13 protein-coding genes are annotated in these 14,718 nt (G+C 57.2%); 5 read left to right on the plus strand and 8 right to left on the minus strand.

Annotated features, from left to right (window positions below):
* Window positions 1-15 precede the first annotated feature (15 nt).
* A complete protein-coding gene (gene motA / locus ACR0KC_RS11390) occupies window positions 16-885 on the plus strand; it encodes a flagellar motor stator protein MotA (RefSeq protein WP_170408548.1) in 870 nt (289 codons plus the stop codon).
* On the plus strand, window positions 882-3,029 hold the full coding sequence (locus tag ACR0KC_RS11395) for a hypothetical protein (protein WP_480771858.1): 2,148 nt from the start codon (window positions 882-884) through the stop codon (window positions 3,027-3,029). The genes motA and ACR0KC_RS11395 overlap by 4 nt, the downstream gene beginning before the upstream one ends.
* Window positions 3,030-3,709: 680 nt before the next feature.
* On the opposite strand, the gene betB is transcribed toward ACR0KC_RS11395, so the two are convergent.
* The gene (gene betB, locus ACR0KC_RS11400; RefSeq protein ID WP_480771859.1) at window positions 3,710-5,164 is read right to left on the minus strand and encodes a betaine-aldehyde dehydrogenase; all 1,455 of its coding nucleotides are present in this window, start codon (window positions 5,162-5,164) and stop codon (window positions 3,710-3,712) included.
* A 191-nt stretch (window positions 5,165-5,355) separates the two neighbouring features.
* Between betB and ACR0KC_RS11405 the strand changes: the two genes are divergently transcribed.
* Entirely contained in the window at window positions 5,356-5,685 is a 330-nt protein-coding gene (locus ACR0KC_RS11405) for a hypothetical protein (RefSeq protein WP_170394874.1), read from the plus strand.
* Between the two features lie 6 nt (window positions 5,686-5,691).
* Here the strand turns inward: ACR0KC_RS11405 and ACR0KC_RS11410 are convergent, their stop codons facing one another.
* Together ACR0KC_RS11410 and trhO are read right to left on the minus strand one after the other, a co-directional pair.
* Window positions 5,692-6,192, minus strand: coding sequence for a potassium channel family protein (locus ACR0KC_RS11410; RefSeq protein ID WP_480706532.1), 501 nt, complete (start codon window positions 6,190-6,192; stop codon window positions 5,692-5,694).
* 64 nt (window positions 6,193-6,256) lie between these two features.
* The gene (gene trhO / locus ACR0KC_RS11415; protein WP_480706534.1) at window positions 6,257-7,162 is read right to left on the minus strand and encodes an oxygen-dependent tRNA uridine(34) hydroxylase TrhO; all 906 of its coding nucleotides are present in this window, start codon (window positions 7,160-7,162) and stop codon (window positions 6,257-6,259) included.
* A 96-nt stretch (window positions 7,163-7,258) separates the two neighbouring features.
* Between trhO and pncA the strand changes: the two genes are divergently transcribed.
* Entirely contained in the window at window positions 7,259-7,852 is a 594-nt protein-coding gene (pncA, locus tag ACR0KC_RS11420) for a bifunctional nicotinamidase/pyrazinamidase (protein WP_170408552.1), read from the plus strand.
* 3 nt (window positions 7,853-7,855) lie between these two features.
* On the opposite strand, the gene ACR0KC_RS11425 is transcribed toward pncA, so the two are convergent.
* Complete coding sequence (locus ACR0KC_RS11425; RefSeq protein WP_480771860.1) at window positions 7,856-8,386, minus strand: hypothetical protein; 531 nt, start codon at window positions 8,384-8,386, stop codon at window positions 7,856-7,858.
* Between the two features lie 164 nt (window positions 8,387-8,550).
* Here ACR0KC_RS11425 and pncB point away from each other — a divergent pair, with 164 nt between their 5' ends.
* Complete coding sequence (pncB, locus tag ACR0KC_RS11430; protein ID WP_170394888.1) at window positions 8,551-9,843, plus strand: nicotinate phosphoribosyltransferase; 1,293 nt, start codon at window positions 8,551-8,553, stop codon at window positions 9,841-9,843.
* Here pncB and ACR0KC_RS11435 read toward each other — a convergent pair.
* The 4 genes from ACR0KC_RS11435 to ACR0KC_RS11450 are packed head-to-tail and all read right to left on the minus strand — an operon-like array spanning window position 9,840 to window position 14,682.
* Window positions 9,840-11,291, minus strand: a complete 1,452-nt coding sequence (locus tag ACR0KC_RS11435) for an aldehyde dehydrogenase family protein (protein WP_480706538.1) — start codon at window positions 11,289-11,291, stop codon at window positions 9,840-9,842. The two genes, pncB and ACR0KC_RS11435, sit on opposite strands and share 4 nt — an antisense overlap.
* Window positions 11,292-11,327: 36 nt before the next feature.
* The gene (locus tag ACR0KC_RS11440) at window positions 11,328-12,926 is read right to left on the minus strand and encodes a dipeptide ABC transporter ATP-binding protein (protein ID WP_170394893.1); all 1,599 of its coding nucleotides are present in this window, start codon (window positions 12,924-12,926) and stop codon (window positions 11,328-11,330) included.
* Window positions 12,923-13,738 carry an ABC transporter permease gene (locus ACR0KC_RS11445; protein WP_480771861.1) on the minus strand — a complete coding sequence of 272 codons (816 nt, stop codon included), beginning with the start codon at window positions 13,736-13,738 and terminating at the stop codon, window positions 12,923-12,925. Before ACR0KC_RS11445 ends, ACR0KC_RS11440 begins: the two co-directional genes overlap by 4 nt.
* Window positions 13,735-14,682 carry an ABC transporter permease gene (locus ACR0KC_RS11450; protein WP_170394899.1) on the minus strand — a complete coding sequence of 316 codons (948 nt, stop codon included), beginning with the start codon at window positions 14,680-14,682 and terminating at the stop codon, window positions 13,735-13,737. The genes ACR0KC_RS11445 and ACR0KC_RS11450 overlap by 4 nt, the downstream gene beginning before the upstream one ends.
* Window positions 14,683-14,718: the final 36 nt, after the last annotated feature.

A 14,718-nucleotide genomic window follows, 5' to 3' on the forward strand; every position in this document is an offset into this window, starting at 1 on the left:
CGCTGGAGACCTTTCATGATCGGGCTCATCGGAATTGCCGTCATCTTTGTCATGGTATTCGGCGGCTACCTTGCCGCAGGCGGAAAGATGGCCATCATTATGAAATCACTGCCCTTCGAGATGATGATGATCGGAGGGGCCGCAGTCGGCGCATTTCTGATCAGCAATGATATCGGCGGCGTAAAACACACCGCCAAGGATATCGCGAAAGTTTTTAAAGGACCCAAATGGAAGCCCGAGGATTATCGCGATCTGTTATGCTTGTTATTCTCTCTGATCCGGATCGCACGCGCGAACCCGGTCGAGGTAGAGCAGCACATTGAAGAGCCAGGAAGCTCATCGCTATTTTCCGCATATCCCAAGATTCAAGCCGACAAAGAAGCGGTGGACCTGATCTGTGACACCATGCGCTCGGCGGCGATGAACTATGACGACCCGCACCAGGTTGAGGAGGTGCTGGAGAAGCGGATGGAGGCGAACTTCCACCATGCCATGCATTCAAGCCACGCGCTGCAAACCGTTGCTGACGGGTTGCCCGCTCTGGGGATCGTGGCCGCCGTTCTGGGTGTGATCAAGACGATGGGATCAATCGACCAACCACCGGAAGTCCTAGGTAAGCTGATCGGCGGCGCGTTGGTTGGGACGTTTCTGGGGGTTTTTCTGGCTTATGGATTGGTGGGCCCTTTTGCGGGCAAGCTGAAATCTGTTGTCGAAGAAGACAACCACTTTTACCAACTCATCAAAGAGGTTCTGGTGGCTAATCTTCACAACCACAACGCGGCCATGTGTATAGAGGTCGGCCGCCAGAACACACCGACCCACAACCGGCCCGGTTTCTCGGAACTTGAAGACGCGCTTAAGGAACTCAAGCAGGCTGCAGCATGATCCGCGCATTGTCTTTGGTCTTGCTCACATGGGGCACAAGCGCGTCAGCACAGGCTTTGACCGTGCGATCGGGCGAGCATGAGGGATACACGCGTCTGGTGGTACAGGTCCCCTCTGGCACCGGTTGGATGTTGGATCCGGTCGAGAACGGCGCGCGGCTGAGCATTGGCATCGATAATGCGACATTCAACACTTCAGCTGTCTTCGACCGCCTGTCGGGGAACCGTCTGCAATCGCTTCAACAGGCCGGGCCAGGTGCAGCGTTGGAGATGACATTTGGGTGCGACTGCGTGGCAACGGCATTTCTGCATCGCCAAACTATGGTTGTCATAGATATCGCACCCGGCCAGGGTACACCTGCAAATGACCCGGTAGAGCCAGAGGCGCTTCCCAGGACTGCAAGTATCGCGGCCCCAAAACCCTTACCTACTGATATTCCAGCCACCGAACTGGCCTTGCCTTTGCTGCAGTTAAATCAACGAAATTTTGAGGAGCAGTTGGCATCACGTATATTGCAAAGCGCTGATCGAGAGGTTGTTGATCTTGAACTGGCAGGTGTCGGACGCAGGGAATCGTCCAGTTTTGGTCCGCTGCGATCTTCGGAAAAGCTGGTGCCAAATCTGCGACTGTCTTCAGTGCTCGATGAGATTTCGGGGCTGGGCAATCTGGCAGTTCCTCAGATTGATAGAAAACCGGAATGTATCACGGTCAGCGAACTGGGTTTTGAGACATGGTCGGGCGCTCGATCATTTTCCGAGGATGTGGCCGAATTGCGGGTCGGGCTATTTCAGGAATTCGATCGTGTCGACCAGGCGTATGCAATGGATTTGGCGAAGCTCTATACGTATTTCGGGTTCGGTGTAGAAGCGCACCAAGCCCTGTCTTTGTTGTCGGAGACCTCGGTTGAGCAGCGCAGAGTAGCGGCCATCGCATCAGTGATGGACGGGTTGCCTGCACCGACGCCGAACCCTTTGGAAGGGCAGCAAAGATGTGATGGTGCCGCCGCACTCTGGGCGCTTTTGAGTGAGGGTAAACTTCAATCCGATGCGCATGTGAAAGCGATCGAACGCAGTTTTGGTCGGCTGCCGTGGCATCTCAGGCAACATCTCGGCCCGGATATCGCCGAGATGTTTGTCTCGGCAGGCCGGCTTGAAGCATCGCGCCGGATCTTGCGTGCGGTCGAACGGATCTTAGAGGACGAACCCGCTGATGTAACCTTTGCCCAAGCCAAAATCGCGGATGCTGCAGGGGATACCGATACCGCGGAAACGCTGTTGACCGAGGTCATATCGGCGCCCGATGCCGCGACCGATGCGCCGTTGGCACTTGCGCGGTTGATCGAAAAGCGGTGGTCGGACCGGGGTACGGTCTCGCCCCGCGACCTCGATTTAGCTGCAAGTTATGCGCGCGAGCTTCGGAAGTCCGAACTTGGCCCGATGTTGGCGCGTGCTCACGCTTTGGCGATGGCTTTGTCCCAGGATTTTACCGGAGCTCTTGCCGGTTTTGAGGATGTCTCAGATTCCGACGAATGGCAGAGGACACGAGATCAGGTGTTCCAATTGCTGGCGGAGCGGGCGGACGACATTACTTTCCTGCGCCATGTGATGGAATTGAAGGACAGGCGACGCAACGCGCTGGCGGTCGAAACTGCCGTGTCCATGGCAGAGCGATTGGCTGACCTTGGGTTTTCAGCGCAGGCTTACGCGCTGGCAAACCGACCGCAAGATCGGGAACGCAGCCGTGATCGTGCTCGGCTTCGGGCAAAGGCGGCTCTGATGGACAACCGTCCCCGTCAGGCGCTGCTGGAAATCGCGGACGATTCCTCGGACACCGCGCAAGAGTTGCGCGCCCAGGCCATGATGCAAACACAGGATTTCGATGCCGTCGCGCGCGCATTGCAGGCAGGCGGGAAGCACGAGATGGCCGATCGATACAACTGGTTGGCGGGCTCCGGCGGTGCGGATGAAGAGAGGTCAAACACCTTCACCGATTTGTCCCGCATCCGAACATCCCTGATCAAGCCGGTTGCGCGACAGCCGGACAAGCCATTGTCGGACGCCGCAATGCTAATACAGGACAGCACCATCGCACGCGCGCAGATCACTGAAATGCTTGAGACAGTGCGCGCAATCGACCCGAACTGAACCTTGGAAGTCTGTTCTTGCAGAGACAAGTGTAACTGCTTTGGCCTGTAGGCTGATAGACGCCAAAATCAGCCTCTAACAAAGGTATTGAATTCATTTGGACTTCCTATGCGCCAATCCATGATGCCCATGGGACAGTGGCGGTAAACTCAGTGAACGTGTCGAAGATCTACAGCTGGCTCAATGATCATTCAGGACCACCGCACGCGTTCAAGTGTGCTGGTTCTCGGACAACTCCATCTGAGATTACGATCACCACATCTGCCCTTGGTAAACCGGGCCGAGTGACTCGGACTTTCTGAAACCGTATTCCAGGGCACTACGGTTGCCACATCGGGATCCGGCAGACCCGCCCCAGAAATGTGTTCAGCCCAGATGCGAACATGCACCGCCAAAACAATCGCTACAATTGGCATTGCGTATTGTGCCGGGGACATGGTCTGGGGTTGGCCCGAAAATAGCTCACCCTTTCCAGCATCGCCACGTCAATCCAACCAAACTTGGCCAGATGATAAAGGATCAAACTGCACCGATCACAAAAGCTTGGGCGTGTGTTTTCACAGGCTGATCTCCGGTTTGCGGAGGAGGCGTCTTGAGGAATTTAGTCATATGTACGAGCCAGCATGTGCTCTGTCCCCGACGTGAACCATCAAGAACAGAGACTATTCAACCGGATTTACTCAGTATGGGGCCTCCATATCATTCATCGAGACGTAGACTGTCTTCATCTCGCTGAAGTGGTTGATTGCCAGTTTCGAGTTCTCGCGACCGACGCCCGACATCTTGGAGCCGCCGAAAGGCGCCTCTACCGGGGCCAGGTTATATGTGTTGATATAGCAAGTTCCCGCCTCAAAACCTGCCACGATGCGGTGGGCGCGGGTCAGGTCGTTGGTGAAGACGCCGGCGGCCAGACCGAATTCGGTGTCATTGGCACGGGCCAGAACCTCTTCTTCGGTGTCGAAGTCCAGCACCGACATCACCGGGCCGAAAATCTCTTCGCGCGCGATTGTCATATCGTCCTTAACATCGGCAAAAACCGTGGGCTGCATGTAGAAACCATCGCCTTCGACCCGTTCGCCGCCATAGATCAGCCGCGCGCCTTCGGCCCTCCCCTTTTCGACATAGCCAAGCGCGATATTCATCTGGTTTTCGCTGACCATCGGGCCAAAGTTGACCTCTTCATCCATCGGGTCGCCGATTTTCGCCGTAGCAAGGCGTTCAGACAGGCGCTTAAGGAACGCTTCCTTGATTCCCTTTTGCACAAAAACTCGAGTGCCGTTGGAACAGACCTGTCCCGAGGAGTAGAAATTTCCCAGGATAGCGCCTGACACGGCATTTTCGATGTCGGCGTCGTCGAACACGATCATCGGGGACTTGCCACCCAATTCCATGGTGACATGTTTCATGCCATCGGCGGCAGCAGCGTACACCTTGCGGCCCGTTGGAACCGACCCTGTTAGCGAGACCTTGGCCACTCGGGGGTCGGTCACCAGGCTGGCGCCTACATCACCGTAGCCCTGAACAACGTTATAGACGCCTTTGGGTGCACCTGCCTCGATCAAAATCTCGGCTACTTGCAATGCCGACAGCGGAGTAGTCTCGGAAGGCTTGAAGATCATTGTGTTTCCGCACGCCAACGCCGGGGCACCCTTCCAGCAAGCGATCTGCGTCGGGTAGTTCCATGCCCCAATGCCCACACAAACGCCGAGCGCCTCGCGGACGGTATAGACAAAATCCCCGTCTGCCAGAGGGATATGTTCGCCGGTCAGCGAGGCCGCCAGACCGCCAAAATACTCCAGCGCATCCGCGCCGCTGGTAGCGTCGGCCACCAGCGTTTCCTGCAAAGGTTTGCCGGTATCATGGGTTTCGATGATCGATAAGTCACGATTGCGATCCCGCATGATCTCGGCCGCGCGTCGCAGCACACGGCCTCGCTCGGTGCCCGATAGGGCAGCCCAAGCCGCTTGGGCCGATTTTGCGCTGTTTAGAGCCTTTTCAACAATCTCAGGCGTGGCGGAATGTAGCCGTGCGATGACCTCTCCAGTGGCGGGGTAGATAACGTCGATGGGCGCGCCATTGGTGTCCTCGACATACTCGCCATTGATGAAATGGCTGGCCTTGGGTTGAAACTTCATGCCGGTTCCCTTTGTGTTCAGAAATCTCTTTAGGCAAAGAGATCGCGTGCGTTGAGGATCGAATTATCGATTATTGACTGATCAGTCAATCAAGCCGCGAATTGGCAGGTTCTCGCCTAATCCAAAGGGTCTTCCCTTGAAACGAAAGGTTAATGTTCTATTTATGTTCTACATAGTCAGAGGATTACCCGATGGCCCAGAACATGCGAAATTCCGCCCTGAGCGGCCCAACAAACGACTATCACCTGCTGCCAGTTACAGATCGGCAGATGCGCTTTGCCCGCGCCATCGCGCAACAATCAGCGCTTGAGATTCCGGTCGAGGCGCAGCGTGACCGCAAATCCCTGTCAGACTGGATTTCAGCCCATAAGCCGCATGATCCGTCGCCCTTTGCAAACTACCCAACAGGTAAGCAGGTTGCTTTTGCCGAACGTATCTCGCGCAGCAAGCGCCGCCCGATCCCGTCCGAATGTTTCCGCGACAAACAAATGATGTCGCGCTGGATCGATCATAATAAATAGATCGCTCTATTTGCCGTGGTTGCGCGCGTATAGCGCGACGGCGGCGGCCACAAACATGCCCAACAGGATGTAACCCGTCACAGCCTCGGCCACAGCCAGCCCACGGCAAAAGCCAGTTGGGGACATGTCCCCATATCCGACCGTTGTGAAGGTGACGTATGAAAAATACAGAATATCGGCTGGCCCTTCGGCGCCGATCACACAATGGTCGTTATATCCAAACGCGCCGTAGACGGCTGCGAACAGGAATGGCACGACCTGGATGAAGGACACCCCCATCAGGAACAACAACCTCCGGGGGGATTTCACCTGGGTCATGTAGTACCAGGACTGCGAGGCGATCCAGATCAGAAGGCCTACCGAAGAAAGAGTGCCAATGGTGTCGCCTGCTGTGGCTTCGTTCAGGCGCGACAGGCCGTACCATGCAAGAAAGCTGGCCAAGACCAGCCCAGCCGCCGCCAACAGGGTCGATTTCCATTCTTCCAGGGTTCGCGGTTCGTGGGTCATGGGCGCTCCGTCGGTTGGGCTTGCGCACAATCATCCGATTTCAAACGCGGCCTGCAAGCTGATTTCAGTCAGAACCCAGATGTTCCTCGCCCCGCGCGCGGGCCAGCTGTATCTGCTTTTGCCGCTCGCGGAACCGCGCCTTGTCCTGTTCCGATGTCTCATCGATGCACCGATGGCAGGATACGCCATGCTCGTATTCAGGGCGTTTCACATCTTCGGGCAGGATCGGACGGCGGCAGCCATGGCACAGCTTGTGCGGCCCCTCGACCAGACCATGACCAACCGAGACGCGGTTGTCGAAGACAAAACACTCACCCTGCCAAGTGCTGTCCTCGGGCGGCGTTTCTTCCAGATACCGCAGGATGCCGCCTTTCAGGTGATAGACATCCTCGACCCCCTGCCCCAGCAGGTAGTTGGTGGACTTTTCGCACCTGATGCCTCCGGTGCAAAACATCGCAACGCGTTTGTTGTGAAAGCGATCCTTATTCTGTTCCCACCACGCCGGGAAATCGCGGAAACTGGCCGTGTTAGGGTCTATTGCACCCTCGAATGTGCCAATCGCCACCTCGTAATCGTTGCGGGTATCGATCACCACCACATCATCCGAACGGATCAGCGCGTTCCAGTCCTCAGGCTCGACATAATTCCCGACATTTGCGCGTGGATCGACATCGGGCTGGCCCATCGTCACGATCTCTTTCTTCAAGCGTACCTTCATCTTGCCGAAGGGTGGATGGTCCGAGGTCGCCTCTTTCCACTCAAGATCCGCGCATCCTGGCAGCGCGCGTATATGCGCCAGCACCGCATCAATCCCGGCGCAGGGCCCGGCAATGGTGCCGTTGATCCCCTCCTGCGCCAGCAGCAGGGTGCCTTTTACCGACTGCGCGCGGCAAAGCTCCTGCAAGGCAGGGCGCAGCGCATCGGGGTCGGGAAAACGCGTGAAATGATAGAGGGCAGCGATTGTGTACATGTGGGCGATCTAATGCCCTTGGCAAAAACACACAAGAGACCGCATTGACGATCGCAGCAGTGCACCATACCGATAATACAATCGAAGGAGGCCGATATGTCCCACGCGCTGCTCGTGATTGATGTTCAAAATGACTTCTGCCCCGGCGGTGCACTTGCCGTAGCCGGAGGGGATGAGATCGTCGCACCGATCAACGCAATCATGGATACATTCGATACGGTGATCCTGACGCAGGATTGGCACCCGGCGGGGCATTCTTCATTCGCCAGTTCTCATACTGGCAAAGCGCCGTTCGAGATGATCGACATGCCTTATGGCCCTCAGGTCTTGTGGCCCGATCACTGTGTTCAGAGCAGCGCAGGCGCGAACTTCCATCCGGATTTGCGAACAGATGGCGATCTGATCATCCGCAAGGGATTTCGCAGCGCTATCGATAGCTATAGCGCGTTTTTCGAAAACGACCATTCCACGCCCACTGGTCTAAAAGGCTATCTTGAGACGCGCGGGATCACGCAGCTGACCATGGTCGGTTTGGCGACAGATTTCTGCGTGCATTATTCGGCGGTAGATGCGGCACAGCTGGGGTTTGATGTCACTGTCTTAAGCAACTTGTGCCGCGCCATTGATATGGACGGATCTTTGGCTGTCGCAGAACAGGCCATGCGCGCAGCAGGTGTGACACTGGCCTGAGGATCAAAGCGCGGCACCATGCTCGGCCAGCAGTTTCAGAAACACAAACAGGATCACGGCAAGACCTAACGCGAAACCGATACGCCCAGAAACCGTGCGACGCTTTGGACGCACTGGTCTTGGGCGTGGCGCTTGCAATGGTCGCTCGGGCATTTTCCGGTTCACGGTCCCGGGCTTTGCGGTCCTGATATGGCCCAAGAAGTGATGGAAATCGAACTCACCACTATACTCTCCCTGGATACCCATATTCCGGATATTCGCAAAAAGCCGCTTTAGGATCAGGAGGCGATCTTCAGCGTCTTCTGGCCGAAAATAACCGCGGGCAAGATGCCCATCAGACTCGTTCAGGCTAAATCCTGATTCCAGAAATATTCTGCGAATCTTGGGCGATGCAGCGCGCAAAGCGTCTGCCGTCTTGATATCCCTGAACCGCGCCCGCACCGGGGGCCGCCCAGTTATCGATGTTTGCCCATGCTCAGGATCAACCTCATCCGGAGCTATTGCAACAATGTCAAAATCGTACTCGAGACTCATTCACTAACTTCAACCTTCAGTTCCATCCCCACCCCTCACTAAAGCGTGAAGGAAACCCACAATAAGCCCGTAATGTGTTCTGTCGTGGGCATTGTTCCCAATTCCGCGACTCTTGCCATTTCGTGCTCCGATTGATCTAACAACGGAAATTGCAGGAGGTCCCCATGGTCGATATCGCGACGCGGGTCTACAATCATAAATGGAAGATTGACCCGATTATCCGGTCATTGATCGACACAGATTTCTACAAACTGCTGATGTGCCAGTCAGTGTTTCGAAATAAGCCCCAAACCGATGTGGTGTTTTCGCTGATCAACCGGTCGAATCACGTGCCATTGGCCCGTTTGATCGATGAAGGCGAGCTGCGCGAGCAGTTGGATCACATCCGCTCGCTAAGTCTGAGTCGTGGGGAAAGCACGTGGTTGCGGGGCAATACATTCTACGGCAAGCGTCAGATGTTCCGCCCGGATTTCATGGAATGGTTCGAGAACCTGCGCCTGCCCCCTTACCATCTGGAGCGTAAGGGTGATCAGTATGAGCTGACCTTTGAGGGTAAGTGGCACGAGGTCATGCTATGGGAGATCCCGGCGCTGGCCGTACTGATGGAATTACGCTCACGCGCGGTTCTGAACGATATGCGCCGGTTCGAACTACAGGTGCTCTATGCCCGTGCAATGACACGCGTATGGGAAAAGATAGCCCAGCTTCGCACTATTGAGGGGCTTGGGATCGCGGATTTCGGCACGCGGCGGCGGCATTCCTTCCTTTGGCAGGACTGGTGTGTGCAGGCCATGATTGAAGGTTTGGGATCGTCCTTTACCGGAACGTCCAACTGTCTGATCGCAATGCGACGCGAAGTTGAGGCTATTGGCACCAACGCACATGAACTACCTATGGTGTATTCTGCGCTCGCCGAAGACGACGCCGCGCTTGCCCAGGCGCCCTATGACGTCCTAAGCGACTGGCACGAGGAACATGATGGAAATCTGCGCATCATTCTGCCCGACACGTATGGCACCAAAGGGTTTCTGGACCGCGCGCCTGACTGGCTGGCAGGCTGGACCGGCATTCGCGTTGACAGCGGCGACCCCGCAACCGGCGCAAAAATCGCAATAGACTGGTGGAAATCACGCGGCGAAGACCCGACGCAGAAGCGGGTTATTTTCTCGGACGGGTTAGATGTGGACAAGATACGCGAATTGCACGCTCAGTTCGCGGATCAAACCAATGTCTCGTTCGGCTGGGGTACGTTGCTGACCAATGACTTCCGCGAACTTGTACCGAATGACGCATTGGCTCCCTTTTCGCTAGTCTGCAAGGCGGTCTCGGCCAATGGCTACCCGACGGTCAAACTATCTGACAACCCGGAAAAGGCGATGGGACCCGCCGAGCAGATTGAGCGGTACAAGCGCGTCTTTGGCGTTGGAGCGCAGGAGCCGATCGAAGTGATCGTTTAGCCGTGGTAGGCCGCAACCGTCTTGAGCTGCGAGAACCCATAAAGCGCCTCGAACCCTTTTTCGCGGCCATGGCCGGATTTTCCAACGCCGCCAAAAGGCAGCTCGACACCTCCGCCCGCGCCGTAGTTGTTAATGAACACCTGCCCCGAACGCAAACCCTTGGCCAGCCGCATCTGCCGCCCACCATCTCGGGTCCAGACGCTGGCAACAAGGCCATATTCGGTGCTATTTGCTATGGTTAGAGCCTGTTCTTCGGTGTCAAACGGGATCAGAACCTGTACGGGGCCAAAGATCTCATCCCGCGCCAAGGCATGATCGGGCGGCACATCCGAGAACAATGTGGGCCGGACATATGCGCCGGATTCGGGTGCGCCAGCCGCAATCTGGCCCTCGGCGGCAATCGCCAAGTCCGAGCCTTGGTGAAGGAAACCGGTCACGATTTCTTTTTGCCGTGTTGAGATCAGCGGACCAACGCGCAAATCCCGGATCGCCGGACCGACGGTAAGCTCTTGGTATGCCAAGGCCATACGGGATTTCACCGCATCATAAACACCGCGCTGCACCAGAATGCGCGACGAGGCCGAGCAGGTCTGGCCCGCATTCTGTATACCCGCATTCACCAGATACGGCAGCGCGGCATCCAGATCGGCGTCATCGAAAACCAGTTGCGGCGACTTGCCGCCCAGTTCCAGTGTCACCGGAACAACGTTTCGACCCGCCGCCTGCTGAACCAACGCGCCTGTCGCGACCGAACCGGTGAATGAAATGTGATCCACACCCGGGTGTGCCGACAGGGCCGCGCCCGCCTCAGCCCCCAGGCCGGGCACCACATTCAGGGCACCAAGCGGAAGGCCCGCCTGTATCGCCAGATGCGCGAAGGCCAGTGCGGTCAGGCAGGCCTCTTCCGCCGGTTTCAGAACACAGGCGTTACCCATTGCCAGCGCCGCCCCGACAGAACGGCCAATGATCTGCATCGGATAATTCCACGGCACGATGTGGCCGGTCACACCGTGCGGCTCGCGCAACGTGTAGACGGTATAGCCATCCAGATAGGGAATGGTCTCGCCCATCACTTTATCCGCAGCACCACCATAAAATTCGCAATACCGCGCCAATGCTACCGCATCTGCCCGCGCTTGGGTCAACGGTTTGCCGACATCCATCGCCTCTAGCTGTGCCAGATCATCCACTCGGTCCAGAACCAGTTGCCCCAGTCGGGTGAGGATACGCCCTCGCTCCAGGGCCGTCATGCGACCCCAATCGCCATCGAACGCGGATCGGGCGGCCCGCACTGCAGCGTCAATATCGGTTTGGCCACCTCGAGCGATCTGGCAAATTTCGGAACCGTCCGAGGGATTCACCAGCGGCAAGGTTTGACCTGACGCGGGCATTTTCCATTCTCCGCCGATTAGGCAAAGGTTGGGATCGAACCAGAGGGGGTTAGTCATCGGAAGCTCCAATATCAGGCTCTATACAAGGGTTTTTCATGCAGCGCCTCGTCCAGTCTCCGGCAATTTCGGTGCCGCATTGATCAGAGTTCTTGTGTAAGGATGCTGAGGCTCTGTGAAGACTTGCTCGGTTTCACCCTGTTCCACAATCTTGCCGGCCTGCATCACCAACACACGGTCGGTGATGGTTCGAACCACGCTCAGGTCATGGCTGATGAACAGGTAAGTCAGATCGTAAGCCGCACAAAGCTCGGCCAGCAGGTCGAGAACTTGGGCGCGGACCGAGACATCCAGCGCCGAGACAGCCTCATCAAACAAGATCAACTCGGGTCGAATAATCAGAGCGCGCGCAATAGCGATACGTTGCCGCTGCCCACCCGAGAATTCGTGAATGTAGCGGCCCGCATCATCGGGGCTTAGGCCAACGGCGGTAAGCATCTCAGCGACGCGATCCTGCCGTTCAGAACCGGTTGGCGGGGTGTCCAGCAAATGAAATGGCTCGGTGATCAGGCGCGCGACCCGATGGCGGGGATTGAAGCTGCCATAAGGGTCCTGAAACACCACCTGCATCTTGCGTCGCACTGCCAGATTGGGTTTGTGGCCGGTGAAAACAGGCTGGCCATCAAGGGAAATGCGGCCTTGCTGCACCTCCTCTAAGCCTAAAATGGCTCGTGTTAGGGTCGATTTTCCACAACCGGACTCTCCGACTAGCCCTAAACGCTCCCCCCGATTCAGGGTAAAGCTGACCTGATCGACGGCCCGATGATGACCGGGCCTGGCAAACAGGCGCGTTCGGGGCAGACGGTAGTCCCGCACCACGTTCTCGACCTCAAGCAACGCTCGCGGTGCAGGAGAGGTCGGCAGGTTGACTTGATGCCCCGAAGCTTCGAACAGCATACGGGTGTAAGGGTGCTGCATATGGCGCAGGAGATGATCTGTTGCGCCCGTTTCAACAACCTCCCCATGCCGCATGACCACAATCTGATCCGCCATGTCTGCAACCACCGCCAAATCATGCGTGATCATCAGCAGACCCATGCCGTACTCCGACACGAGCCCTTTAAGCAGATCAAGGATTTGCGCCTGCGTGGTCACATCAAGCGCCGTTGTCGGCTCATCCGCGATCAACAGTCGGGGGCGCAGTGCAATCGCCATGGCGATCACCACTCGCTGGCGCTGACCGCCTGACAGTTCGTGAGGATAACGCTTCAACGGAAACCTGTCGGTTGGCAATCCAACCCGGGCCAGAACCTCTTCGGCCCGAGCGCGCGCTTTGGCCGGGGGCATGGCCTTGTGGATCAGGATAGTCTCCATAACTTGATCGCCGATGGTCTTCACCGGGTTCAGGGCAGTCATCGGCTCTTGGAAAACCATTCCGATCGCAGCGCCCCGCAACGCACAAATCTCGGCCTCAGACCGGTTCAGCAGGTTCTGGCCCTCTAACTCTAGCACCCCATCTACTTCGGCATCGTTTGGCAGCAACTGCATCACGGCAAAGGCTGTCATTGATTTGCCCGAACCGCTTTCTCCGGTCACAGCCACGATCTGCCCAGGGGCAATCGACAGGTTGATCTTCTTTAAAATCGGCGTGCCATGGATGGCCAACGAGAGGTCCTTGATCTGCAAAAGACTCATGCGCGGGCCACCCGTATCCGAGGGTCCAGCCAATCGCGCAAGCCATCACCCAGAAGGTTCAGGCCCAAAACCGTCACGATGATGGCAAGACCCGGAATCAGAGCCAAATGCGGGGCAAAACTAACCATCGTCTGCGCATCGGCCAGCATTCTGCCCCAGCTTGGCGTAGGCGGTTGCGCACCAAGACCGACATAGGACAGCCCAGCCTCGGCCAGAATGCCAAGTGAGAACTGGATTGTTCCCTGAACGATCAGCAGATTGGCGACATTGGGCAGGATATGTTCAGCCGATATCCGTGCCGCGCCTTTGCCTGACACGCGGGCGGCAAGGATAAACTCGCGCTCCCAAAGAGACAAAGCTGCGCCTCGGGTGATGCGGGCAAAAACGGGGATGTTGAAGATACCGATGGCGATGATCGCGTTTATGGCCCCGGCACCAAAGACGGCGGTGATCAGAATGGCGATGACGAGAGAGGGGAATGCAAAGACCAGATCATTGCCGCGCATGATGAATTCATCTAGCCACGATCCACTGCGCGCAGCGGCAGCCAGACCCAAGGGAACGCCCAGCGCCATGCCAATCCCGACCGCGACCAGCGCCACCGCAATCGAGGTGCGCGCACCAACCATGATCATCGAGAACATGTCGCGTCCGAAATGATCGGTACCGAACCAGTGCTGTGCGCTGGGTGGCTGCAGCTTGGCGGGAATGTTCAGCGCGGCGTGGTCGTATGGGGTCCAGACAAAGGACACCAGCGCTGCCAGCACCACCAGTGAGGACAGCGTCGCGCCAAGGATCAGGTTGCGGCTCATGTCCTGCTCCTCAGCCTTGGATCGACTGCGGCATAGGCCAGATCGACAAAAAAGTTCACCATGATGACGGCAAAGACCAGCAGCATAACGACCGATTCCACGACGATCAGATCGCGCGCCGATATGGCCTGAAAAACCAGCCGCCCGAGGCCGGGTAGATAAAACACCTGTTCGATGATGATCGAACCCGCCAGCAGGAAGGAAAATTGGAGTCCAATGATCGTCAGTACCGGGATCAGAGCATTCCGCACTCCGTGTCGCCAAAGCGCCTGCCGACGCGAAAGGCCCTTGGCGCGTGCGGTGCGCATAAAATCCTCGTCCAGAACATCCAACAGAGCCGAGCGCATAACCCGCGCAAGGATCGCCGCTTGCGGCAGGGCCAATGCAATGGCTGGAAGGGTCAGCGAATGTAGACCGGTCCAAATGCCGTTCTCCCACCCTGCAAACCCGCCGGCATTGAACCAGCGCAAGTTGATGGCAAAGACCAGCACCAGCATCATCGCGAACCAGAAATTCGGCACCGCGATACCAAGCTGAGTCGCACCCATCACGGTCAGATCACCCGGTTTGCCGCGCCGTGAGGCTGCGTAGATACCGGCGGGGAAAGCAATCAGCGTGGACAGGGTCAGCGCGTATAAAGCCAGCGGCAATGACACCCACAATCGATCTGCGATCATCTGCGACACGGGTGTGCGATAGGTGTAGGACGTACCAAAATCCCCTACCAGCATCCCGCCGACCCAGTTGAAGTACCGCTCGATCTTCGAGACATCGAGGCCCAGTTCAGCTCTCAGCGCGGTCAATGTATCGGCCTGCGCGTTCACGCCCAGCATGAACGACGCCGGATCACCGGGCGCGACCTCGATCACTGCAAAGATGACAACCGAGGCGACGGCCAGGCTCAGGATCAGCGACAGCAGACGTTTGAGGGCGTAGCGGAGCATTTGGAAACGTTAGGGTCACATCCCGTGTGGGTCCAG

This window comes from Ruegeria sp. CF3 (assembly GCF_056537365.1).

Bases quoted from the DNA above. Each gene is read 5' to 3' on its own strand.
- motA (WP_170408548.1), top strand. From the start codon at position 16: ATGATCGGGCTCATCGGAATTGCCGTCATCTTTGTCATGGTATTCGGC.
- ACR0KC_RS11395 (WP_480771858.1), top strand. From the start codon at position 882: ATGATCCGCGCATTGTCTTTGGTCTTGCTCACATGGGGCACAAGCGCG.
- betB (WP_480771859.1), bottom strand. From the start codon at position 5,164: ATGAAGTTTCAACCCAAGGCCAGCCATTTCATCAATGGCGAGTATGTC.
- ACR0KC_RS11405 (WP_170394874.1), top strand. From the start codon at position 5,356: ATGGCCCAGAACATGCGAAATTCCGCCCTGAGCGGCCCAACAAACGAC.
- ACR0KC_RS11410 (WP_480706532.1), bottom strand. From the start codon at position 6,192: ATGACCCACGAACCGCGAACCCTGGAAGAATGGAAATCGACCCTGTTG.
- trhO (WP_480706534.1), bottom strand. From the start codon at position 7,162: ATGTACACAATCGCTGCCCTCTATCATTTCACGCGTTTTCCCGACCCC.
- pncA (WP_170408552.1), top strand. From the start codon at position 7,259: ATGTCCCACGCGCTGCTCGTGATTGATGTTCAAAATGACTTCTGCCCC.
- ACR0KC_RS11425 (WP_480771860.1), bottom strand. From the start codon at position 8,386: ATGAGTCTCGAGTACGATTTTGACATTGTTGCAATAGCTCCGGATGAG.
- pncB (WP_170394888.1), top strand. From the start codon at position 8,551: ATGGTCGATATCGCGACGCGGGTCTACAATCATAAATGGAAGATTGAC.
- ACR0KC_RS11435 (WP_480706538.1), bottom strand. From the start codon at position 11,291: ATGACTAACCCCCTCTGGTTCGATCCCAACCTTTGCCTAATCGGCGGA.
- ACR0KC_RS11440 (WP_170394893.1), bottom strand. From the start codon at position 12,926: ATGAGTCTTTTGCAGATCAAGGACCTCTCGTTGGCCATCCATGGCACG.
- ACR0KC_RS11445 (WP_480771861.1), bottom strand. From the start codon at position 13,738: ATGAGCCGCAACCTGATCCTTGGCGCGACGCTGTCCTCACTGGTGGTG.
- ACR0KC_RS11450 (WP_170394899.1), bottom strand. From the start codon at position 14,682: ATGCTCCGCTACGCCCTCAAACGTCTGCTGTCGCTGATCCTGAGCCTG.